Source organism: Ensifer sp. 1H6 (genome assembly GCF_001976035.1).
Lineage (GTDB): Bacteria > Pseudomonadota > Alphaproteobacteria > Rhizobiales > Rhizobiaceae > Ensifer > Ensifer canadensis.
The window spans coordinates 74672-96981 of the sequence record NZ_MOAI01000013.1; the positions used below are offsets into that span (position 1 = coordinate 74672).

The 22310-nt window shown below is 59.2% G+C and carries 17 protein-coding genes and 1 pseudogene; 7 read left to right on the top strand and 11 right to left on the bottom strand.

Features of this window, described 5'->3' with window-relative positions:
* Positions 1–123: 123 nt before the first annotated feature.
* Together BKP54_RS16900 and BKP54_RS35170 are read right to left on the bottom strand one after the other, a co-directional pair.
* Complete coding sequence (locus BKP54_RS16900; RefSeq protein ID WP_128090436.1) at positions 124–549, bottom strand: hypothetical protein; 426 nt, start codon at positions 547–549, stop codon at positions 124–126.
* 331 nt (positions 550–880) lie between these two features.
* Positions 881–1177, bottom strand: coding sequence for a hypothetical protein (locus BKP54_RS35170; RefSeq protein WP_128090437.1), 297 nt, complete (start codon positions 1175–1177; stop codon positions 881–883).
* Positions 1178–1219: 42 nt separating this feature from the next.
* Between BKP54_RS35170 and BKP54_RS16905 the strand changes: the two genes are divergently transcribed.
* Positions 1220–2257: a glycosyltransferase family 4 protein gene (locus BKP54_RS16905; RefSeq protein ID WP_128090438.1), complete on the top strand. Its 1038-nt coding sequence runs from the start codon at positions 1220–1222 to the stop codon at positions 2255–2257.
* 22 nt (positions 2258–2279) lie between these two features.
* Positions 2280–3134: a sulfotransferase gene (locus BKP54_RS16910; protein WP_084814598.1), complete on the top strand. Its 855-nt coding sequence runs from the start codon at positions 2280–2282 to the stop codon at positions 3132–3134.
* An 84-nt stretch (positions 3135–3218) separates the two neighbouring features.
* Here BKP54_RS16910 and BKP54_RS16915 read toward each other — a convergent pair whose 3' ends face one another.
* On the bottom strand, positions 3219–5492 hold the full coding sequence (locus BKP54_RS16915; RefSeq protein WP_084814599.1) for an exopolysaccharide transport family protein: 2274 nt from the start codon (positions 5490–5492) through the stop codon (positions 3219–3221).
* A 209-nt stretch (positions 5493–5701) separates the two neighbouring features.
* Between BKP54_RS16915 and BKP54_RS16920 the strand changes: the two genes are divergently transcribed.
* From BKP54_RS16920 to cysQ, 5 genes and pseudogenes are all read left to right on the top strand, one after another.
* Positions 5702–7033 carry an O-antigen ligase family protein gene (locus tag BKP54_RS16920; protein ID WP_084814600.1) on the top strand — a complete coding sequence of 444 codons (1332 nt, stop codon included), beginning with the start codon at positions 5702–5704 and terminating at the stop codon, positions 7031–7033.
* 85 nt (positions 7034–7118) lie between these two features.
* The gene (locus tag BKP54_RS16925) at positions 7119–8081 is read left to right on the top strand and encodes a class I SAM-dependent methyltransferase (protein WP_084814601.1); all 963 of its coding nucleotides are present in this window, start codon (positions 7119–7121) and stop codon (positions 8079–8081) included.
* 173 nt (positions 8082–8254) lie between these two features.
* Positions 8255–9154: a sulfate adenylyltransferase subunit CysD gene (gene cysD / locus BKP54_RS16930; RefSeq protein ID WP_084814602.1), complete on the top strand. Its 900-nt coding sequence runs from the start codon at positions 8255–8257 to the stop codon at positions 9152–9154.
* Positions 9154–11048 (top strand): annotated as a pseudogene (gene cysN, locus BKP54_RS16935) (sulfate adenylyltransferase subunit CysN). Before cysD ends, cysN begins: the two are co-directional and overlap by 1 nt.
* Positions 11045–11848 carry a 3'(2'),5'-bisphosphate nucleotidase CysQ gene (gene cysQ / locus BKP54_RS16940; RefSeq protein ID WP_084814603.1) on the top strand — a complete coding sequence of 268 codons (804 nt, stop codon included), beginning with the start codon at positions 11045–11047 and terminating at the stop codon, positions 11846–11848. Before cysN ends, cysQ begins: the two are co-directional and overlap by 4 nt.
* Here cysQ and BKP54_RS16945 read toward each other — a convergent pair.
* The 8 genes from BKP54_RS16945 to BKP54_RS16980 form a co-directional block, all read right to left on the bottom strand.
* Complete coding sequence (locus BKP54_RS16945; RefSeq protein ID WP_025431321.1) at positions 11803–13050, bottom strand: glycosyltransferase family 4 protein; 1248 nt, start codon at positions 13048–13050, stop codon at positions 11803–11805. The genes cysQ and BKP54_RS16945 overlap by 46 nt on opposite strands.
* 5 nt (positions 13051–13055) lie before the next feature.
* Positions 13056–14255: a glycosyltransferase gene (locus BKP54_RS16950; protein WP_051509359.1), complete on the bottom strand. Its 1200-nt coding sequence runs from the start codon at positions 14253–14255 to the stop codon at positions 13056–13058.
* Between the two features lie 32 nt (positions 14256–14287).
* Positions 14288–16480, bottom strand: a complete 2193-nt coding sequence (locus BKP54_RS16955; protein ID WP_025431319.1) for a nucleoside-diphosphate sugar epimerase/dehydratase — start codon at positions 16478–16480, stop codon at positions 14288–14290.
* A 349-nt stretch (positions 16481–16829) separates the two neighbouring features.
* A complete protein-coding gene (locus BKP54_RS16960; RefSeq protein ID WP_041693174.1) occupies positions 16830–17516 on the bottom strand; it encodes an HAD family hydrolase in 687 nt (228 codons plus the stop codon).
* A gap of 4 nt (positions 17517–17520) precedes the next feature.
* Positions 17521–18492 (bottom strand): ATP-grasp domain-containing protein, encoded by a 972-nt coding sequence (locus BKP54_RS16965; protein WP_025431317.1) that lies wholly within the window; start codon positions 18490–18492, stop codon positions 17521–17523.
* A gap of 49 nt (positions 18493–18541) precedes the next feature.
* Positions 18542–19453: a methionyl-tRNA formyltransferase gene (locus BKP54_RS16970; RefSeq protein WP_084814604.1), complete on the bottom strand. Its 912-nt coding sequence runs from the start codon at positions 19451–19453 to the stop codon at positions 18542–18544.
* Between the two features lie 496 nt (positions 19454–19949).
* Positions 19950–20981: a DUF2955 domain-containing protein gene (locus BKP54_RS16975; RefSeq protein WP_025431315.1), complete on the bottom strand. Its 1032-nt coding sequence runs from the start codon at positions 20979–20981 to the stop codon at positions 19950–19952.
* On the bottom strand, positions 20971–22095 hold the full coding sequence (locus tag BKP54_RS16980; protein WP_025431314.1) for an HlyD family secretion protein: 1125 nt from the start codon (positions 22093–22095) through the stop codon (positions 20971–20973). Before BKP54_RS16980 ends, BKP54_RS16975 begins: the two co-directional genes overlap by 11 nt.
* Positions 22096–22310 lie beyond the last annotated feature (215 nt).

Sequence of the window (22310 nt, forward strand, 5' to 3'; positions counted from 1 at the left end):
CTCTTGCCAACGACTGACTGGTCAAAGGGCTGGTGGGCCGTTTTTGTCAGCGCCTTCTTGCTCATTTGGGATTGAGGAGCGACTGATTATTGTCTTCGCATCACAGCGGAATTGGGGTCTGAGTCATGCCGCGGAATGATGAAAGCTGTGGTGGCGCCAATCAACGGTCTCCGGCGGGGGAATATGTTTGGGTGTAGGCCCTGTGTCATTCATCTGCGGGGGCAAATCTAAATGGACCAGCTTGAGCGCTGCGCCATAACTGGCGGCCAAGTTGTAGAGAGAATTGCTTGCGAAATATACGATCGAAGCGGAAGTTACCGCTTCGCGCACCCGCTGCTCGTCGCCAATTTTTACGTAAAGCACGCCTGGAATCGACAGTGGCATTGTCTTGACGACCGGATCGAGAACCAAATTAACGGCCTGGTACGTCACGTTGTTCAGGACAAATACGACCAGACCATATTGGCTTGACCGATAGCCAGCTTCGATCAATTCGGCAGGAACCCGCCCGCTCGATGGCATGATTTCGATGACGCTGCAACCTAACATGGTCAACTCCAGCCCAATCATTCCGACCCGGCAATACCGCCGTACGCAGAACAGGCATCGCACAGCAAACCACCCATCGGATTATCCGCCAGCCATTCAACAAAAGACTGTAACTCGTTCCCCGATGGCGGAGTATATGTCCTTGGATATATCGGAGGAAATTTCCAATGCGAACGGAATGCGCGGTCGTTGGCGCCGGCCGGGCAAGTGAGGGAAGGATACAGCAGCGCTTGTCGGTTGTGTTTGCCGCAGAAGTCAAGTTGCAACCGCGCCTGACGACCGAGCTCAGCAAGGTTTCTCCGCTGCCCTGATCCGCACATCCGCGTTGCTCTCACGTTTCAAAATTTTCCGGATCGATGAGCGGATTGTAGCAGCCGCCGATCAAGAGCCGGCAGTTCGGATTGTAATGGATCATCGTGAGAAGCCGCGTTAGATTAGCGAAACCGCAGAAAGGACCGTGGCTCCCAGGGAGAGGCGATCCGGGGAGAAGAATATCCTGAGCGACGTTGACCGTCTCGTAGTGGCCTATCCATTTGTGGGAGATGAAGTCGGCGGCAGCCACATCTCCGCCATTGGTTTGATCCGCGCGCTCGATCAATCGAAATATAAACCACTTGTCATTCTGCATCGACCCGGAAAGACACTTGAAGCTTATCTCACGGAACGTGGAGTGCCTTTCGTCAAGTCGCCCGAGGTTGCGGTGATGTCGCCCCGCCATTCATATGGCGTGGCTGGCAAGCTCTCGCTCGGTTTTGCATTTGCGCGAACCACGGCGCTGTTGAGCTCATTCCTTCGTGAACATCACGTTGATATCGTACATACAAACGACGGCCAGATGCACGCGACCTGGGCCCTGGCCACTCGCCTTTCCGGCGCGCGGCTGCTTTGGCATCATCGCGGCGATCCCGATGCCTTCGGCGTTAACGTCATGGCGCCCCTATTGGCAAATCACATCGTTACGGTCTCGCGCTACGTGCAGCCGACGCGGCCGATCCTGCCGGTTTCCCATAAGCTGAGCGTACTGCACAGCCCGTTCGATCATCCAACCCTTTTGCCCGATCGGGAAGACTGCAGGCGCGAATTCGTCAGGGAATTAGACCTGCCAGAGGAAACGCGCTTCGTCGGCTATGTCGGTGGATTGATCGACAGGAAGCGCCCGGTCAGGTTTGTCGAGGTCATCCACGCTTTCCTCCAGCGCTTTCCGGATTTCCCGCTGGTTGGCCTCGTCTTCGGTATCCCATCGCCAGACCTTCCAAACCCGGAACCGGCGATGCGCGCGCGCGCGCTTGAACTTGGAGTCGAGCGGCGTATCAAAATGATGGGCTTTCGCGCGCCGGTCGAACCCTGCATGAGCGCGCTCGACGCATTGCTGGTGCCGGCCATCAACGAACCATTCGGGCGGACGTTGATTGAAGCCATGTTGCTCGAGACCCCGGTGATTGCGACCCGCCACGGCGGCAACATCGAGGCAATCGTCGACGGTGTGACGGGTTTTCTCGTGGAGCCTGAAAAGCCGGAGGCCTTCGTCGACCCGCTGGCGAGAGTGCTGATGAACACCGGGGAACATCGCCGCATCAGTTCGGCGGCTCGTGAGAGCGCCTTGACGAAATACGGCACCGAGGCTCATGTCGAAGGCATCAGCCTGCTTTATGAACGTATCGTTGGACGCGAGTACCGGAGCTTTGGAGTAAGAACGACAGCACCCTGAGTTTGGCCTTGAGGAGCAGACGATGGAAATGCACGATATCAACTTCCTGATCATTGGCGCGACGAAGGGCGCCACCACCTGGTTGCAACAATCGCTGCAATTGGATCCACGTGTCCATATGCCGGATCCGGAGATCCATTATTTCAGCCGATATCATGACCGCGGAGATCACTGGTATCTGGAGAATTTCAAGCCGGCCAGCGAAGGACTTGTCATCGGTGAAAAGTCGAATTCCTACCTTGATACCCCCGCCGCGGCGAGGCGCATTTACGAAAGCCTGCCGGACGCCCTGCTGGTGGCTCAGCTGAGAAATCCCGTCGAGCGGGCCTATTCCGACTACTGCATGCTCCATCGCCGAGGAGAGGCGACCGCCGACATCGAGCGCTATCTCGATCCGCGCCAGGGTGCCGGTGGCAGGTTTCTGGAAGGTGGGCTATATTTCCAACAGCTGCGCCGGTTTCTCGATCTCTTCCCACGGGAAAGGATGCTCGTTCTCTTTTACGAAGACCTCAAAATCGATGCCGCCGGCCAGGTCCAGGACCTGCGGCGCTTTCTCGGCCTTGATGAAAACCCTTCGTTTGAGCCGCTCGCTCAGAGGGTAAAGGACAAGACGAAACCGTTGGTGGACGCCAGATTGCGGCAGATACTCAAGCCACTTAAGCCGATTGTTGCACCCTTGCGTGACACCAAAGGCTTCGAGTTTTTGAGATCAATCGTCTCCGCCGAGTTCAAGTATGTGCCGCTTAACAATGAGTTGGCCGCGCGAATGATCGAGTACTATGAGGCCGAGACCGACCGGCTTGCAGGTTTGCTTGGCCGGGACTTGGGCGACTGGTTGAAAGCTCCTTTGGCTGATCGCAAGCGCCAACCGGTGTAGGCTTTCGGCGCCTACCGACGAGGTCACCGGCAATTGGAGGTAGCATGGATTGCTTCTCCATCAGGCCATGGCACAAACACGGGGCTAGGAGCGGCGGATCTGCAGACCCAGGTTGCCCGTTCTTCTCCAGGAGCCAAGCCTGTTCTTGAGCCAGTCAAGCAGGGTTCTCCATATCGGTTTTTGCCGATAGATGCCGGCGAAATTGAGGATGCTTCCGATGATCCTCGCGCGGCTGGTTGTCAGTCGCTCAACGAGGTCCAGGAGGTTCTTCTCGTAGGTCCGCTCCGCCGCCGCAACCACAAACACCGCATCGACATGACTTGCGAGCCAGATCGCATCGTCATCATTATCCGCCGCAGGCGTATCGACGACGATAAGATCGAAGTGCCTGCGCAGTTCTCCAAAAATGCGCTCCTGATCCTGGAGCGTCAGACGCGAGGTGAGAACATGAACAAAAGGAAAGTCAGGCGCTTGCGCGCTAATTGAGGTCAGATCCGTGGCGCCATCGGCTACGAGATCGAGATTGAATGGCCTTTGCGGCGCTCCGATCATCGTGGTCGCCCCCGTAGGGCCGGGGTCCATGTCCAGGATAACGGAACGCAAACCGTTCAGAGCAGCAACGGTCGCCATGCCCACGGCACACGTTGTCTTGCCTTCGTTGGCTGAAGGAGAGCAGAACATGACGACTTTGGATGCGTCCTGGCTCTTCCAGCCGAGACATAGAGAGCGCATTGAGCGTGCGAATGGTGAGCGTGGGTCGGCGAGAATGGAGCGATAAAGCGTTTGATCCGGTTTCAACGTCGCCGTTAGATCGGGGATCGAGAGATAGGTCGGCTGGTTGACGATCGCTTCGAGCGTGCGGGCCGTCCGAACGCGTCCGTCCGCTGCCTCGACCGCCATCGCGCCAACCAGGCCCAGCAGCAGCGAAGCCAAGCCGCCGATGGGAATGAGCAAGCCGGGCTGGGGAAACGACGGATCGATCGGAACTTCGGCGAACGACGCAATACGGGCCGTGGCCTTGATCTCATCCTTGTCCGGATCGAGCGTGCCGAGTCTCAGGACTACTGCATCATAGCGCTTCTGCTCGGTCAGCAGGTCACGCTCAAATTCGCGTCGGCGAATTTCATCAAGATTTCGGTCCTGCATTTGTTTCTGCAGCCGACCGACTTCCTCCTGGAATTTCTGAACTCTGACGGTTGCGACTTTCGCGTCGTTTTCCAGCTCTTGGAGGATGCGATTGATTTCACCTTCGATCACTTGGCGATTGGACGCAAGTTCCGCATCGACCTCGACTACCTGGGGGTGGTTCTTGCCAAATTTTGAGGCCAGTTGGGCCCGGCCGCGTTCCAGCCTTCCTTGTTCGGTTCGCAGCGAGCCGAGCAGTTCCGACGTCATGACGCGGCCGGCGGAGTCGATGCCGGTCATTGAAAAAACGTTCTTGGCCTCATTGTACTTCGCCCATGCACCGGCTTCGTCGACCCTCGCCAGGGTGAACTGCTGATTGAGCTGTTCGGTGCGGGCACGCAGAACATCGTCGCGCGGATCGAACGTCAGGTCGCTGCGCATTGTGAAGTCGGCGATCTCGCGTTCCTTCTTGGCTATCGACTGCACCAGATCTTTGGCTTGGGTGCGAAGGGTATCGACAGTCGCATGCGCTGCAAGCTCTTTCATCTGGGTTGACCAAACCACGTAGTCCGCCGCTACGCCATTGGCGATCTCGGCCGCATAAAGCGCCGAGGGATGCTGAACGTAGATCGTCATGGCAAGGCTTTCGCCCTTTCGATCGGCAGAGATGGCAGCGGCGAGTTTTGTGATGACCCGATCACGGTTGACTGGGTCGAGCGTGGTGGGCCGTTGAACATTCTGGCCCGCCGTCACGCGCCGCGGACCTGCCTGTGCTTTGCGTGGAGACCACCGCCACCCCCAAAACGACGATGCGTCTTGCTGGATGTCCGGTGACAAATTGGCATTGAAGTATGGGTCTTGCATCAAATTCAGATCGTCAACCACAAAGCCCAGGAATTCGCGAGACTTGATGAGATCCATTTCGGTCTCCATCGCGGACTTGTCACGCTCCTGCTTTTGCAACTCGATGACGGCTTCGTACGGTCGGATATCGTTGCGGTCGAAGACGAGCGTCGAGGAGGCCGTGTACATCTTCGTGAGCGACAGGGTGATGATGGCGGCAAGCAGGGTGCCCGTCAGGGCTGTAAACAAGATGAGCTTGGCGTGACGCCGGAAGAAGTCGACGATAGCCGCAAGTTCATAGGACGAGGTGTCGCGCGAGACCGGCGGTGCGGGACCAAGTCGGCGCCCAGCCTTCTCATCGGCTTCGAACTCTCGGTCATATTTCAGCATGATGGCCTATCTCGAGCCCTCCGTTGGAGCCATCCGCGTCCACGTCGGTCGGTCAACAAGTGATCTTAGGCTTCACATTCTCGTATTTACTTGGGAGCAGTTTGGGATCAATGTCAAAAGGAATTTTAGCAGATTCAATTCAAGCATGTGCGTAGGTATGTGGCCTGTAGAATAACCAACTCATTTCCCATTGGTTGTGGTCGACGTCAATGACGGACATGACACGAACGACCGGTGTTCAGCCGATCTCGGCCGACCGACAGACCTTTTGGCAAAGGATTGAATACGCCTGTGCCGTCTGCGCCGTTTTCCTATCGGCGGTGAATTTCCTGCGCACGAACATGTTCTATTTCACTCTGAGCGACTTGTTGTTTTGCGTCGCCCTTGGGTTGCGCGCGCTTACCGGTGGGTTGCCGCTACGGCTGTGGGGGCGGGCATCGGCGACTGTGTGGCTTTGCGGTCTGCTGTTGCTGTGCTCCGGACTGATGATCAGCAGCCTTCTGTCCACCGCCCCGGTACGCGGTATCGTCATCGTCGGACAATATCTGTTCGCCTATCTGGTTATTGCCCTTGCCGTTTGCGGGCGCGATCTGCGCACCATGTGGACCTTCGCCAAGGTCTACGTACTCTCGATTTTCCTTATGTGCTTGCATGGGATCTACCTGATCGATATCGACGGCCAGAAGAACACCGCTTTCGTAAGCGGTAACGGCCGCCTGACGGGATTTGTCGAAAGGGAGAACGAATGCGCGGCAGTCATTGCGCTCGCGATGCCGATCTTGCTTTTGCTGGTTTCCAGGGGAAAGGTCGGCAAGGTCTATGCGACCGTCGTCGGGGCAACCATGGCCTATGGCATCTTGCTGACCGGTTCGAATACCGGCCTGGCCAGCTTCGCCTTCGCTCTCCTCGGTTTCCTGGTCCTGAGCGGCAGTTGGAAGTATGTCGTGGTCGGCCTTGCCTGTTTGACGCCCTTTGCTCTTTGGATTGTGCATTCCGGCCGCGACTACCTGCCGGTGGTCTTTCAAAGACGCGTGCTCGGCGCCTTGGAAACTGGCGATCTAAGCCACGCTGGAAGCTTCGACCATCGCCTCCAATTGATCCATGAGGCCCTTGGTCGAGTGCAGGACAACATGTGGATCGGGCTCGGCGCCGATCAGTACCAAGTCACCAGCGCCGTGGAGCAGCCGGTGCATAACCTGTATCTTCTGTTATCGACCGAAGGGGGGATCATTGCGGCCATAGGTTTTGGGATTATGATTGCTGCCACGTTTCACCCGATTATGCGGACATTTCGCGTACCCGGAGGCGCAGCTTACGCCGCCTGCGCTTTTGTAAGCGTTTCTATGTTCGCATTGATGGCCAATGCGTTTCCTCACCTTTATGGGCGGTTCTGGACCGTCCCAGTAATCCTTACGCTAGGACTGGCAACAAGCTATTGTGGCGCAGTGGGGAACAGGAGCATCGGCAATGGAGCGCTACCACCTGTTCGAATATCGCGTGCCGGACGCCCGTCTAGGTCAGGGTTAAGTCCTATTCGCTAGTTCGCGTGAGCGAAGTGTTTGAACGGACGCAAATTTCTGTCTCAACGCAAACTGTCGGATCCATTGCTAAACGCGAGGATGAGCGATGCTGGTCTCAACGGAAGAATGCCTTGAAGCATTGCGTTGCCCGCGCACCGGTTCGAAACTGGCGCGCGTTTCACCCGATGTGCTGAAAACGGTCTGTCCCGAGACGGCCGAGATGACTTATCGCGTGGTCGACGGCAAGCCGGTTATGATCGATTTTTCGGAATCCGTATTCAGCGAAGGCGATATCCTGCGTTCGAACGCGGCAAGCCCCATCGAGCGCAAACACTACGGCCGTTTGACGAGGTTCTTCAAGAAACTGCTCTCGCCGACAAAAAAGAGTACTGTCGCCAACGTCAATCGATTGGTGGACGACCTGCAGACGACCGCGGCGCGCCCGGCCAAGCTTCTTGTCATCGGCGGCGGGAGCATTGGCCAGGGAATGGATCCGCTCTATGAACATCGGGAGATCAGCGTCTACTCCTTCGACGTCTATGCCTCCCCGCTCACCCAGTTCATCGCCGACGCCCATCAGATACCATTGCCGGACGACTTTTTCGACGCAGTGGTCATCCAGGCCGTTCTGGAGCACGTCCTCCAACCTGCCCAGGTCGTGTCCGAGATCTGGCGCGTCCTGAGCGACAAGGGGCTCGTTTACGCAGAAACGCCCTTCATGCAGCAGGTGCACGAGGGAGCATTCGACTTCACCCGGTTCAGCGAAAGCGGGCATCGCTATTTGTTTCGCTGGTTCGAGACGATTTCATCCGGCGCCAATGGTGGCCCCGGCACGCAGTTCATGTGGTCAGTCGACTATCTCATTCGCAGTGTCTTTCGGTCGATGATGCTGGGCAAGCTTGCAAAGCTCGCCTTCTTCTGGACGCAGTATCTGGATGCGATCATCCCCGCCCGCTTTGCGGAGGATGGCGCAAGCGGCGTGTATTTTTATGGTCGCAAGGCGCAGGCGCCGATTTCCCCGAAGGCCATTATCGCCCACTACCAGGGTGCGCAGGGGCGACACGCCTGACCGGACCTACCCATTTAGGCTAACCCGTTCTCGCTAATTGCCACCGGGGCGGCGCGGACCTTAAATTCGAACATCAATTACGAAACCTGTTTCGGGAAGCCGCTTTGCCGCTTTCCCGATAATGTTTGATTAGCGCCGATCGATTTCGCAACGCGACACAAAGGGGTTGTCGCATGGCTCTTTCGCATCTTGCCCGCCTTGAGGCCGAAGCCATCCACACCATGAGGGAGGTCGCGGCAACATCCGCCAACCCAGTGCTGCTTTATTCCGTCGGCAAGGATTCAAGCGTGCTGCTTCATTTGGCGATGAAGGCTTTCTTTCCTGCAAAACCACCGTTTCCGCTGCTTCACGTCGATACGACCTGGAAGTTCAAGGAAATGATCGCGTTCAGGGACCAAGTCGCACGAGACAACGATCTCAGGCTCATCGTTCACATCAACGAGGATGGTGTCGCTCAAGGCATTAGTCCTTTCGAGCACGGTTCGAACGTCCACACCCACCTCATGAAGACGGTGGCATTGCGCCAGGCGCTCGAAAAGCATCGCTTCGACGTGGCGATCGCGGGTGCGAGGCGCGATGAGGAAAAATCGAGGGCGAAGGAACGGATCTTTTCCCTGCGCACGGCCGGTCAGGCTTGGGATCCCAAGCGACAGAGACCGGAGATGTGGAAGACTTTCAATACCAGGCTCACGCCGGGAGAAACCATGCGGGTCTTCCCGCTCTCGAACTGGACTGAACTGGATGTCTGGCAATATGTCCTGCAGGAAAGCATCGCGGTGGTCCCACTTTATTTCGCCGCCGAACGTCCGGTCGTCGAACGGGACGGCATGCTGATCATGGTTGATGATAACCGCATGCCGCTGCAGCCGGACGAGATCGTTCGTCAGCGCCAAGTGCGTTTCCGCACCTTGGGTTGCTACCCGCTCACCGGCGCCATCCTGTCCACGGCGACGACCGTTCCCCAGATCATCGAGGAGATGGTCTCCAGCCGCTCCTCCGAGCGGCGCAACCGGCTTGTCGATCGCGACGAAGCGTCCGGCATGGAAAGGAAGAAGCGGGAAGGATACTTCTGATGCACGGTCAACCTTCGGTGTTTTCGCCTGAAGTGGCGGGGCTCCTTGATGTCGAAGGCAGCAAGTCGCTTCTTCGCTTCATTACCTGCGGATCGGTCGACGACGGAAAATCCACCTTGATCGGCAGGTTGCTCTATGACGGCGGCTTGATCCTCGAGGATCAGGTCGCGGATCTTGGACGGGAGAGCGAACGGCAGGGAAAGGTCGATCACCTCGATTACTCGCTGCTGCTGGACGGGCTTGAGGCGGAACGAGAACAGGGCATCACCATAGATGTCGCCTACCGTTACTTCTCGACCGCCAAGCGCAAGTTCGTCGTCGCCGACACGCCCGGTCACGAGGAATATACCCGCAATATGGTGACCGGCGCATCGACGGCGGATCTGGCGATCATCCTGGTCGACAGCCAGCACGGCATGCTGCCGCAGACCTGCCGCCACACCTACCTCGCCTCGCTTCTTGGCATTCGCCATGTGGTCGTTGCGGTGAACAAGATCGATCTCGTCGGCTATCGCTCGAGCATATTTGAGGCGCTACAGACCCACTATCGCAAATTCGTGCTGACGCTCGGTTTTGAAACTGTGCAGGCCATTCCCGTATCAGCGCGTTATGGCGACAACGTCACCTCCCGGTCAATGCACACGCCATGGTACCAGGGGCCGAGCCTGCTCGAATATCTCGAAACCGTCGATGTCGGCAAAGAGGTCGCCGAGCGCCCGTTCCGCTTTCCAATACAATGGGTCAATCGGCCCAATGCCGGGTTTCGCGGCTATGCTGGCGAGATTGCGTCCGGCAGGATAGCCGTCGGCGATCCGGTTACGGTCGCCAAGTCTGGACAGAAGACGGCGATCAAGTCCATCGTGACCTATGACGGAGAAGTCGCAAGCGCCGAGGCCGGCCAGGCCGTTACCCTTGTTCTTAGAGATGAGGTCGATGCCTCCCGCGGCAATATGCTGACGTCGCCATCAGCTCGGCCTTTCGTCGCCGACCAGTTGCAAGCTCACGTTATCTGGTTCGACGCCAACCCTTTGCTTCCGGGCCGCAGCTATATCCTGAGGACCGAAACCGACAGCGTCAACGCGACGATCACCAAGCTCAAGCACCGCGTGAACGTCAACAGCTTTGCCCGGGAGGCAGCCAAGTCGCTGACGATGAACGAGATCGGCGTCTGCAATATCTCGACGCAGGCTCCGATCGCCTTCGACGCCTACAAGGACAACAAAACCACCGGCAATTTCGTCATCGTCGACCGCCTGACCAACGACACCGTTGCGCCGGCATGATCGATTTCCCACTGAGGCGCGCGGCCAACGTCCACTGGCACGCCATGGACGTCAACAAGCAGGCGCGAAGTGCGCAGAAACAGCAGACACCTGCCGTGCTGTGGTTCACGGGGCTTTCCGGCTCCGGCAAATCGACGATCGCCAACGCGCTCGAACGGATCCTCAATGCCCATGGCAGGCATACCTATCTTCTCGACGGCGACAATGTCAGGCACGGCCTGAACAGGGATTTGGGCTTTACCGACGAGGATCGGGTGGAAAACATCCGGCGCGTGGCCGAGGTGGCAAAATTGATGGCGGATGCCGGCCTGATCGTCCTGGTATCCTTCATCTCGCCGTTCCGCGATGAGCGGCGCATGGCACGCGAACTGATGGCCGAAGGTGAATTCATCGAGATTTTCGTGGATACGCCGATCGAGGAATGTGCTCGCCGCGATCCCAAGGGGCTTTATGAAAAGGCCCGTGCCGGCAAGATCGCCAATTTCACCGGCATCTCGTCACCCTATGAAGAGCCGGAGCATCCGGAGCTGCGCCTTTCGACTATCGACAGCGAGCCGACGGATCTTGCCCTCCAGATCGAAGATTTTCTCACCCGGCGACAGTTGCAATGAACGCGTTGTCCGAGCTTTTCGAGGAGACGGCACTGGCTGCGGGCACCGCCGTTCTGGATGTCTACCATGCCGGCGCACACGCCCTTGCCAAGGCCGATGGTTCGCCCGTTACCGAAGCCGATCTCAGGGCCGAGGCGGTGATATTCGAACGTCTCGCCAAGGTTTCGCCCGGCACCCCCATCGTCGGGGAGGAGGCGGCGGCTGCGGGCTGTGCTCCCTCCGTTGAGGAAGGCTCCTTTTATCTGGTCGACCCACTCGATGGCACCAAGGAGTTCATTGCTCGCCGTGACGATTTCACTGTGAATATTGCCCTTATCGAGAACGGCAAGCCGATTGCCGGGATCGTGTATGCCCCCGCCTTGCGACGAGCCTATGTCGCCGCCGGCGGCATCGCACAGCGCCTGGAGATCGATCGCTTCGGTCGCGTGTGCGAGCGACGCGAGATCCGCGCGCGCGGTCGTGAAACCGCGATCATCGCGGTCGCGAGCCGCAGCCATTCCTGCGCGGAAACGGAGAAGTTTCTCGCCCGGCACCATGTCCAGGAGTGCACCTCGGTTGGTTCATCGCTAAAATTCTGCCTGCTGGCGGAGGGCCAGGCCGATGTCTACCCGCGTTTTGGCCGGACGATGGAGTGGGATACTGCCGCCGGTGATGCGGTATTGGCTGCTGCCGGCGGAACGGTGCTGCGCCTGGACGGCTCGGTGCTGAGGTATGGCAAGTGCAGGCAGGCGAGCGATTGCGATTTCGCCAACCCTCACTTCGTCGCCTGGGCCGCAGCCCCGCCTGAAGGTTGGTGCTGACCATCATCGGTGCATGCGGTCGTCGCTTTGCCGTCTATTTGCATACGCGCAAGAAGCAGGCGGTTTACCAGCCTGACGTCGAACCGTTCTTCCGCCATCCGGCGCGAAGCGCGCCCCATGGCGGCAATCGCGGAACGCTTCTCAATGAAGCCTTCCATCGCTAAAACAAGCGACGAGACGCTGCGAGGCTCGATCAAAACGCCGTTGACACCTGGGTCCACCGTTTGCCTGCAGCCGGGTAGATCCGTCGTGATGATTGCGCGTCCGGTCGCCATGGCCTCCAGAATGCTTCTGGGGATGCCTTCCCGGTAGTAGGAGGGCAGCACGAACACGCTGCAGGCTGCAAGGTACGGACGCACATCGCGGGTGGTTCCCAGATACTGCACCACACCTTCCTGCACCCATCCAGCGACTTCTCCTTCGCTGATCGCTGTCGGGTTGGGATCATAGTGCCCCAGCAGTTGGAAGACGGCGTCGGGATGGCGCGCGCGGATTGTCCGCGCCGCAGCGACATATTCCGGGACGCCCTTGTCGCGCAGGAGCCGGGCGATCAGGAGAAAAACGGTCGGCTTTAGCGGTGGCGTCGATGCGTGGTAGTAATCAAGATCGACGCCCGACCCCGGCACTGTCGAGACAACAGAGGGGTCGTCGACCAGCCGGCGCTCTCTGATGTCGGCAAGATCCGCTTCGTTATAAACGAAGACGGCCCGTGCCTTCTTCATCGCGCATCGGTAGAGCCCGACGCACATCGAGCGCAGCGATCGGCGAACGGCGCTTTCGTCAGGCTCGACAGCGAACATATGGCCGAGTCCGGTGACGAGAAAGAACCTATGCGGCACCGCGCAGAGCCGCGCGGCAATGCCGCCGTAGATGATCGGCTTCATCGTATAGGGCAGGATCGCCGCCGGACGTTCCTTCAGGAAGTGACGGACCAGTGCGGCGAGCGTCACCAGGTCGGCAAAGGGGTTCAGTCCGGCCCTCGACATGGGGATCCGGATGAAACGCACACCAAGCGCATCCAGTTCTTCTTCCACGATCGGATCATGGTCGGGGGCCATTGCGTCGACATCAAACCCTGCCTTCACAAGATCCTTGATCAATTCGCGGCGAAAGTTCGTTAGCGACGAGGTCAAGCTCGCAATCAGGACTATCCTGGCGCGGGGTGCTTCTGCTTTACCGGAAAAGGTTTTGGATGCCTTCATGACCGCTACCGCATACGGCGGGCTTCGTTGACCGGTGCCTGCCACCCTACTTGCCGCGCCGCTTTGGTGACTTGCTGGTCGAGGACCTCGTCGTAGAGCGAGAGGTGGCTGTCGACGTAGGATCTCAGCGAGAACCGCTCGACGACGCGCCTACGCGCGCGTTCTCCCAGTTGCCGCCGGGCGCTTTGCGACAGGCACAGGATCGACGCGGCTAGTTTTGCTAGGCCATCTGCGTTTTCCGGTTCAACGACCATCTGCCGGTCCCCCAGCAGCCATGCGCAGTCTCCGACATCGGTGGCGATCGCCGGCACGCCACTGGCCATTGCTTCAGCCACGACCAGTGGAAATGCTTCCCCCCAAGCCGACGACAGCATAAACAGGTCGAGGCCCGGCATTAGCCGGTCAATGTCCGCACGCGCGTTTGAGACGGTGATCATCGGTGTTATGCCGAGTTCGACCGCCAAACGTCGGACGATCCCATGTTCGTGGCCGTCACCGATCAGGATCCCGTGCGCATCAAGCCCCAGGCTGCGAAGCGTGGCGATTGCACGCACGAAGGTGCCATGGTCCTTCATCGGATGTGCGCGCGCGACATTGCCGACAAGAAAGCGTTCAGTGGGCACGCCGAGCGCGTCGCAGAGATACCGTCGGGCGTCAGGGCGTGGGCGAAACTGATCGCAATCGACGCCGTTTGGAATAATACGCCGCTTGTCCGGATCGAAACCCAGCGCTTCGTGCTGGTCGGCCGACACCCGCGAACAGTAGGAAATTGCGCTTGTGCGATGGGAAAGGGAAGCGCTCAGCCGGATCACGGCACGTGTCAGCAGTTTCTCTGAGGCAAGGTTGGCGATGGAGTGGTGAATGCTCCATATGGTGGGCTGTCGCTCGCCGAGCAGCGATCCGAGCGATGCGGCGACATTGCCGTGATACATCCATCCGTGAAGCAGCCTCGGACGAGACGATCTCACGATCGCACGCAGTCTGACCAAGGCACGCGGGCCTGGTCGTGACTGCTGCATCTGTAGTGTCGCGACATCGATGTTGGCCGCTTGCAAATCGCGCGCGATCGGGCCAGGCGTCATCAGCGAAAGCACGGCGGGGTCGTAACGCGTTTGGACGAGCTTTGCGCCAAAGCGCGCGAGCATGTATTCCGCACCGCCGACATTCAGCCCCGTGATGCAATGAAGTACGGGGATCCCTGCCATGCTCGGCTCCTTCCTTGCGCGTACACCAACACCTACTGCCGCGGCCTGCTGGTGGTTTGCGGCCGCACCGCCTTCTTGTTGCCGAACGCGATAACGCTAGCACTGCGACCGGTCGATCGGCGAGCCGCCCTGGCTGCCGAAATCATGTCTTGCGGGATTTCCGCGTTTGGCAACAATTGTGCGATCGCTGCCAGGACTGAACCCTCATCACATCGTTCGGCATCGCGCTGCATACGATTGAATGCGCTCTTCAACAGCGAAGAGGGCACGGGTTGAGGGACCGCTCCAAGCACGCCGGGGATGGCCGATGGGGTGCGCTTATCGGTCGGATCGAAGAGTTCCTCGAACAGCTTTTCACCCGGTCGGGATCCAACGATCTCGATCATGATGTCCTTGTCCGGCACGAAGCCTGCCAGGCGGATCATGCGTCGAGCGATGTCGATGATCTTCACGGGCTCACCCATGTCGAGCACGAAGATTTCGCCCTGGCCGATCTGCTTCTGGAAACCGTAAGCCGATGCCTGAAGCGTCAGCTCGACGGCCTCTCGGATGGTCATGAAGAAGCGCGTCATTCTCTCGTCGGTGACCGTCAACGGACCGCCCTTGGCCAACTGATGCTTGAAGAGCGGGATAAGCGATCCGCTTGATCCAAGCACGTTGCCGAAGCGAACTGTCATGAAGCGGGGTCCCTGCCCGCTGGTGGCGCCATCGAGATCGAGCGCCTGGCAATAGAGCTCGGCAAGCCGTTTCGTCATGCCCATTATGCTGGAGGAGTTCACCACCTTGTCGGTGGACACCTGCACCATGGCGAGCGCACCGAACCGCTTGGCCGCGTTCGCGACGTTCATGGTACCGATGACATTGGTCAGAACGCCTTCGCAGGGATTGATCTGCACCATGGGCACATGTTTCAGCGCGGCGGCGTGGAAGACCAGTTCCGGCAGGTGCGCTTCGAAGATCTCATTGACCCTCTGGCTGCGCCGAACGCTGCAAAGGCAGTTCGAATGACGGACATCCGGAAACTCTTCCTTCAGGCAGAGGTCGATCGAATAGAGATTGAATTCGGTATTGTCGACCAGGACGATCTCGGCCGGGCCGCAGGCGGCGATCTGGCGGGTGAGTTCGCTGCCGATCGACCCACCTGCACCGGTAATGAGAACCCGCCGACCGGCAATCAAGCGCCTGATGGCGTCCTTGTCGAGGGCGGCCTGCGGCCGTTCGAGCAGGTCAGTCATTTCGATCGATCGGAGCTCGTATGGGTTCTCGTTGCTGGTCTGCTTGAACTCCGTGGCGCTTTGCAGCCGCGAGACTGCGATACCAAGGCGTTCGGCGGCCTGCAGCAACTCACCCGAAGCCGTCTCGTCGAAGGACGACAGGGGTTCGGTGAAAACGATATGGCAGGGCTGCTTGCCCACGGCCCTGAGATCGGCGACGACCTGTTCCAGATCCTCGAGCCTGCCGGCGATCGGTACCCCATGCAGCATCAGGCCAACCTGAGATTCACTCGAGTCGAGGCAGGCGACCGGCACATAGGGCGCCGCCGGATCGCGAAACAAAGCGCGTAGATAGAGATCCGCGGCGTTGCCGGCTCCAACCAGAAGCAGGGGAACGCGGTGGCGATGGCCATCGGCGTCGGCCTTTTCCGAACGCTTGTTTTTGGAAGGCAGGAATTCGTCTGCGCGGAAGCTTAAGCGGGAGGTCGCAAGGAAGGCAATCAAAAGCAGCGATTGCAGCGGCACAACAGTTCGCGGCATATCGGTGAGGCGTGTCGAAAAGAACAAAAGGGCGATGAGCACGAGCGAGGTCAAGACCACCGCGCGGATGATAATCACGAGGTCGCTGATTGACCCGTATTTCCAGTTTCGACTGTAGAGACCCGAGAGCGGGAACATGGCCGCGCAGACCGCCAAATACTGCGCGGACGACCAGGCCAGTATCTGCATCGTATCGGGGCGATCGCTCAGGCCTCCAGGCCCGTACCGCAGGAACAGGGCGACGAAAAGCGCGACCGCCGCCGACGCCAGATCCACCGCATAGAGCGCAGAGTTCTTTCGTGCGCCACGAGCGGCTGATTTGAGTTTCCTGACGCCAATCTGCGCAAGTGTGATCGCGGCGTCCCGGGCCGTTGCCGGGAAAGCTGCGCTGTCTGCGATGGCTCGACGATTCAATACACGAAATGCCCACGCACCGTAAAACGCCTTAAAGGCGGTCGGAATGCGAAACATAACGCCCCTCCTTCGACATGGCTTCGCTAGCCGGTGGCCAGAATGGGCCGGGCGAGTAATACGACCGAAAGTATATGCGTTACTGCTGGTGGAGTTCCGTCAATTCCATAGCATAAAAAAGATATACGCTCTCGACCTGTTCGGTGTCGGAGCGTGTTGTACCTTTTCCCTATTTGCATTGAACTCTAGAGACCACTTTGATTTTGGAAAGTAAACTAACGTTGAAGGATTAATCCTTTGGGGCAATAAATGTAATCTACAACATCGATCGATTTTGATGGCGCGGGAATACGACGAAAAAGATCAAAGATTTAGGTTCGCAAGTGTCGAATCGCGATAGGTGAGAGGATTAGGGAAGGCGCTTGATCGCTAACTCAAGTTCGTCGAATGTAACGATTCGTGATTGTGCCTGGTGCATCGGCGTCGGCGCATCGCATCGGTGGATGCGATCGTCGCGCAGGATTTGAACGGTTTGCCAGCCCCTCGTTCGCGGCGTGACAAAATCCTTGATGGCATTGTCGGCAACATAGGTGAGTTGCGATGCCGTCAGATGCGACGCGGTCTCGACAGCTTCGAATGCTCTTGGATGCGGCTTGCGATAGGACATGCCCCAGGCATCCGTACACAGGACGAGGTCAGCTTTATGTTCGAGCCCAAGCGCCTTGATCTTCGAACACTGGGTCGAGACAGGTCCATCGGTGATGATGCCGATGAAGTCGTCGTCCCGGCGATGGGACAAAAAACGTACCGCGTCGGGGGCGAGCGAGATCGAGGGCTGATGCTCCCGGTAGATCGTCACCAGCTGCTCTACCAGAGAAGGGTCGGCACCGCCCTCCGTTTCCACAAGCGCAAGATCGAAAACCTGGCCCCTGACGCCCGTCGCGAAAAGGCGGGCACAGCGCGCGGCGAAATCGGTCTGTCCCGTTCTTTGCCGCCACCATGCCCCCACAGCCGCAAAGCCGCTGAATACGAAGTCGCGCTCGAGATAGAGTGTGTCATCGAGATCAAAGATGATCCCGCGAGCAAAGGAGCGCATTTGGTCACCCGTCAAAAAGAGCCTGATCATAGCGCAACATGAGTACTCCATCTCGCCAATCGTCGTTGGCGCTGACGGGAAGGCCGGCGACCTCCTCCAGCAGCCACTGCGCGAAACGGGCCCCGGCGCGATCGGCTAGCGGATAACCGCCTCCGAACCGCGCGTTGAGTTCGATTACCTGCAATCCGCGTGTTACATCGGCGATTGCCTGAAAGCAGAGGGCGCCGCGTGCGTCGGGCAGTGCCTCAGCCATCCCCCGCGCAAGCGCGGGAAGCTCCGCCAGGCGCACGGTTCGCCCCTTCTCGACTTCGCCCGCCCGCACCGAGAGCCGTTCGTGTGCGATGCATGATCGGGCGATGCCATCACGGTCGACGAACATGTTGATCGTGTATTCGGGGCCGGAGAGGTATTCCTGGACAATCATCGGTTCGGCGCAGTCTTTAGGAAGAGCGTTTGGGTCGTGGATCACACTGATGGAGCGACTGGCGCTGCCGGAGCGCGGTTTGACGAAGACCGGCCATGTCCAGTCGGCGGTCGTCTGACGGGCATTCTCCAGCGTATCTGTACGAGGCACGGCGAGGCCTGCCCGGTGGAACGTGTGCATCGTACGCAGCTTGTCCCTGGCGATTTCTACCACCAAGGGCGGGCTCACATGGATCCGTGTTCCCCTCTCGGCGAAGCGCTCGGCGTTAAGGGAAAACGGCAACAATTCGGGGTCGATTGTCGGCACCACGAGATCGACGTTTTCTGTTCGGCAGATGTCGGCGACGGCATCGATGAACGCTTCGTCGTCGCAACCGGGCACGGCGAATGCCCGATCGGCCGTGTGACAAGCGGCACTGAGCTCGGGCCTCCTGTCACACGCCATTACCCGGAGCGTCACATCAAGCCGCGCGGCCGCGGCGCGAAAGCACTGGATGAGTTCGACCCGCCGTCCGGCGGAAGAAAAGAGAACGCACAACTCCCGTCTGCTCATCGCCAAAGCCCTCCGTTGGCGCCTGTCGTACTGTCTTTATCCGCCCTGGCTAAAGTCGCGGGCGGCCATCCGTCAGCTTGCCATGCAACGCAGGCCGATCCCCCTGCCAGTCGATGACTTCGAGGCAATTGCCGTCTCCACACAAGACGAGGAAACCGGCCTTCGTATGCACCTGGACCTGGCCCGTCAGGCCGATATATTTGCCCGCATTCGGGTGCACGGTCGCGCGGGTGACAACGATCTTGCGATCGCCGAAAAAGGTGAATGCTCCGGGATAAGGATCGCCGACGGCGCGAATGAGGCGCTCGATGTCCACGGCCGAACTTCGCCAATCGATTAGCCCATCCTCGGCTCTTCGGCGCGCGCAGTAGCTTGCGCCCCGCTCGTCTTGCTGGATGCCTTTCGCCAGCCCTTTCTCCAGGAGGTCGGCCGCCACGACGACCATCTCCGACAGGTTGCGCGTATGTTTGTCGTAGAGGGTCCGCGCGGTCTCGTCGGCGGCGACATCGAACAATCGTTGCAGCAGGATGTCCCCGGAATCCATGCCATCATCAAGCCAGAAGAGGGTCGATCCCGTGACCTTTTCGTTGCAGAGTATCGTCCAGGGGATCACCCCCCGTCCCCGCAGCCTTGGCAAGGCGGCCGGGTGGAAACCCAGGCAACCGCGTGCGGCGATGCTCCGAAATTGGGGGCCGCAGATCTGCGACCACCCGATGACCAGGATGACATCGGGCGCGAACTGCCGCAGGCTTGCGAGCGTGGCCTCGTCGTTGACATCAGAGGTTTCGACAACCTCGATCTCTGCCCTTCGCGCAATCGGCATAAGGTCGGCATGATCCGAATGTCGACCTGCTTTTGCACCGGGAAGGGTGAGCAGCAGGCCGGGTGCGCGCCCCGCACACACGAGCGCTTCAAGAGCGATCCTCGAACCCTCGACTGTCCCGACGAATGCGACGCGCATCGATGATAACTCCGTACCGAGGGAGAAAGGCAAGCTTGGGATGCAGCCTGTGGATGGCCGCGTCAAAATTACATCATACTAAAATTGAGGCCAGTGGATTTGTCGGACGCGAAACGCGTTCCTCAGTTTTTTCGGAGCCATCGCGTCTTCTTGGGGGCAGTTCCGGTACGGGGCGCCCCGAAGGCTTGTTCCGCTGTCCCAATTGAACCTGTGTTGATTTCATGCCCGCAAAGCCTTGATTTGCATGGGCCGATCGATGTCCAAGACAGACTGCTGTTGAAATGGGACAAGAAAAGCACTCAGTGCGGTTTTCTCAAAGCCTGCGAGGGCTTCTTTGTGCCCCAACAGCGGCCATTCGCGTTGACTACGGGGTTAGTTGGCGCGAGACGCCGCACTCTGACGCTGTTCGCGATGATGTCCGCCGGGTTGTCAGCCTCCGCGGCTCGCCAAGGAGGAGGAGGCGATCAATCGGCGCGCGTCAGCCGCCGACAAGCCCTCAATCGAGACTGCGTTCCTGACGGGGCCAAAGCAACGTCGTCATGAAGGTGGCAAAGGCGATGGCCACCAGTATGTAAGTGACGCGGGTGGAGAAGGACTCGGCGGCAGACCCCGGAAGCGGTGAGACGCCGGTTCCGAATACGAGGAGGAAGATCGTCAAGGCGCCCGCGTAAAGTTTGGCGGCCGGCGCACGCATGGCGGCACGACCGCCAAATACCAGGCCGGCCAGCAGGACCAATAGAAAGAGGAAAATGAGGGACGGCCGTAGCTGAAGCAGCCCGAATGCGACGGACGCGGCCACGCCTCCAGTGATATTGGTTATCACGATCCCCAGGGCCGCGCGCGTGCTGGCTGTGGCGTCGAATTGTGAGAGCAGTGACACGACTGTTATCGGAATGACAATCGCCGTGGCCAGCGCTTCGCGTGTCAGACAGGCAACCACCGCGATCAGGAGTATGGTGGTGTTGGCGGCAGCGTAGCGTGCCGCACGCGGATATGTCGTCACCGTCGTCGCCTTAACAGTGGGGCTACCTTTGTCCGGGATAAAGACATAGGCCAGCCACATCAAGAGCATTCCGGTCACCACACCCTGCACCAGGATCATTAGAATGGTGTCGCCGAGATCCTCGTTCAGAATTGTGAGGAGCGGCACCATAACCGCGATGACCAGAACAACAAAGATTGTGGGGCCGCCCTTGCCGTTCGCCTGTTGGTAGAAACATCCAAAGTAAATCAGCCCAAGCAGTAGCAACAGAACCGGCGGCCGGTCGCCAGTCAGCACGGATACGAATTGCAGAAGTGCTCCGACGACAAGAATAAACACTGTGACCGCCAACGCCTTTTGCAACGGCATAGGGCGGGAACTGGAGATCAGAAACTGTGCTGCAAACAATGGCCCAAGGAAGGGGATGATAGCCCCCGAATAGACTGAACAGGAAAAGCCGACCGCAACGGCAAGCGCTATGCGCAGACCCTTGCGCTTTACATTGACGCGGTCCTCCTCGAGCGAAAGATACGTGTCAGCTGACATAGGTCAGGACCGACAGAATTCGGATCCAGAGACTGCCGAGCGCATTGGTGACCGGATGGTCCCCGGTATAGATCACCACATTCGCCTGCGAACCGTACCGAACGCCCTTGGGCCGTCCTTCGTCGAGAACCAGGCGGACGGGAAAGCTCTGTGGTGCTCGCACCCATCCAGTGTCTGTCGAAATCTTCGGCAGGCCCGTCGCTGGGTCGACACTCCCCTGAGCCACTCCCATCCCGATGCCTTCAACGGTCCCGGCGAAAATCTGACCGGGGAGAACATCGAAAAGCACCTCCGCACGGTCGCCGGCGGCAACCATCTCAAGGCTGTTTTCCTTAAACGCGGCGGTGATCCAAATCGTGCCGGTATCGATGAAAGTCATTGCACTCTCGCCAGCGCTGAGCATACCTCCGACGGAAAGCTGAAGATTGGTGACGACGCCTTCCGCCGGCGCGGAAACCGTCGTGCGCAGCAGATCAAGCTGAGCGGTTTCAAGCGCCGCGAGCGCCTCCTTCAATTGTGGATTGTCCTTTCCCGCAGGTCCAAGCTCCTCCTGAGCCCGCACGAGGTCGGCTGTGGCTGCATCCACGCCTGCATCTGCCTGATCCAGCGCGGCCGCGGCCTCATCATACTTCGCCTGGGCGTAGATACCGCGCCTGACAAGTTCCATGGCGCGGGTGGCTTGATCCTGGACGTTGACGCGCACTGCCTTCGTCTCCACCACCTTGGCCTGGGCGACATCGACGGACGCCGTCGAAGCGCCGATCGTCTGACCTACCCCTGCAAGGCGTGCTTCCGCCTCCGCAACGGCGAGCCGGTACTGTTGCGGGTCCAGGCGAAACAGCATCTGGCCGGACGTCACGGCGCTGTTGTCGGTCACGCCCACTTCAATGACCCGCCCGGTAACCTCCGGCGCTACGCCAACGACATATGCACTGACGGTCGCCTGCGAGGAAGAAGGAGTACGCCGCTCCATGAAAACCGTCACGACGAACAGAAGCAAAGCCATCAGGAGCACGGTGATTGCGACCGTGCGCTGCGGGTTTTTCTCTTTAACAGGCGCGCTCACTGTATTTGGAGCATCATTTTGAGGGGCCCCAGTTGCATCCGACGCCATGACGTTTCCCCCCTAAGATCACGCGGCCGTCGCGCCGAGGCTCTCCTTGCGCCAGCACTCGCGTTGTAATGGCAATCTAGTCCTAAGCTGTCTCCATCGCAACGGCCGCCGATGCGACGCATAAGCCAGGTATCCACCCATAGAACCGCGCCAGGCTGAGGCTGCATCGACTTCTCAAATGGCCGGTTCGAGGCGCGTCCAGCGAGCACTTTTGC

Excerpts from the sequence above, each read along its gene's own strand:
- BKP54_RS16900 (WP_128090436.1), bottom strand. The coding sequence starts at position 549 with ATGTTAGGTTGCAGCGTCATCGAAATCATGCCATCGAGCGGGCGGGTT.
- BKP54_RS35170 (WP_128090437.1), bottom strand. The coding sequence starts at position 1,177 with ATGCAGAATGACAAGTGGTTTATATTTCGATTGATCGAGCGCGCGGAT.
- BKP54_RS16910 (WP_084814598.1), top strand. The coding sequence starts at position 2,280 with ATGGAAATGCACGATATCAACTTCCTGATCATTGGCGCGACGAAGGGC.
- BKP54_RS16915 (WP_084814599.1), bottom strand. The coding sequence starts at position 5,492 with ATGCTGAAATATGACCGAGAGTTCGAAGCCGATGAGAAGGCTGGGCGC.
- BKP54_RS16920 (WP_084814600.1), top strand. The coding sequence starts at position 5,702 with ATGACGGACATGACACGAACGACCGGTGTTCAGCCGATCTCGGCCGAC.
- BKP54_RS16925 (WP_084814601.1), top strand. The coding sequence starts at position 7,119 with ATGCTGGTCTCAACGGAAGAATGCCTTGAAGCATTGCGTTGCCCGCGC.
- cysD (WP_084814602.1), top strand. The coding sequence starts at position 8,255 with ATGGCTCTTTCGCATCTTGCCCGCCTTGAGGCCGAAGCCATCCACACC.
- cysQ (WP_084814603.1), top strand. The coding sequence starts at position 11,045 with ATGAACGCGTTGTCCGAGCTTTTCGAGGAGACGGCACTGGCTGCGGGC.
- BKP54_RS16945 (WP_025431321.1), bottom strand. The coding sequence starts at position 13,050 with ATGAAGGCATCCAAAACCTTTTCCGGTAAAGCAGAAGCACCCCGCGCC.
- BKP54_RS16950 (WP_051509359.1), bottom strand. The coding sequence starts at position 14,255 with ATGGCAGGGATCCCCGTACTTCATTGCATCACGGGGCTGAATGTCGGC.
- BKP54_RS16955 (WP_025431319.1), bottom strand. The coding sequence starts at position 16,480 with ATGTTTCGCATTCCGACCGCCTTTAAGGCGTTTTACGGTGCGTGGGCA.
- BKP54_RS16960 (WP_041693174.1), bottom strand. The coding sequence starts at position 17,516 with ATGCGCTCCTTTGCTCGCGGGATCATCTTTGATCTCGATGACACACTC.
- BKP54_RS16965 (WP_025431317.1), bottom strand. The coding sequence starts at position 18,492 with ATGAGCAGACGGGAGTTGTGCGTTCTCTTTTCTTCCGCCGGACGGCGG.
- BKP54_RS16970 (WP_084814604.1), bottom strand. The coding sequence starts at position 19,453 with ATGCGCGTCGCATTCGTCGGGACAGTCGAGGGTTCGAGGATCGCTCTT.
- BKP54_RS16975 (WP_025431315.1), bottom strand. The coding sequence starts at position 20,981 with ATGTCAGCTGACACGTATCTTTCGCTCGAGGAGGACCGCGTCAATGTA.
- BKP54_RS16980 (WP_025431314.1), bottom strand. The coding sequence starts at position 22,095 with ATGGCGTCGGATGCAACTGGGGCCCCTCAAAATGATGCTCCAAATACA.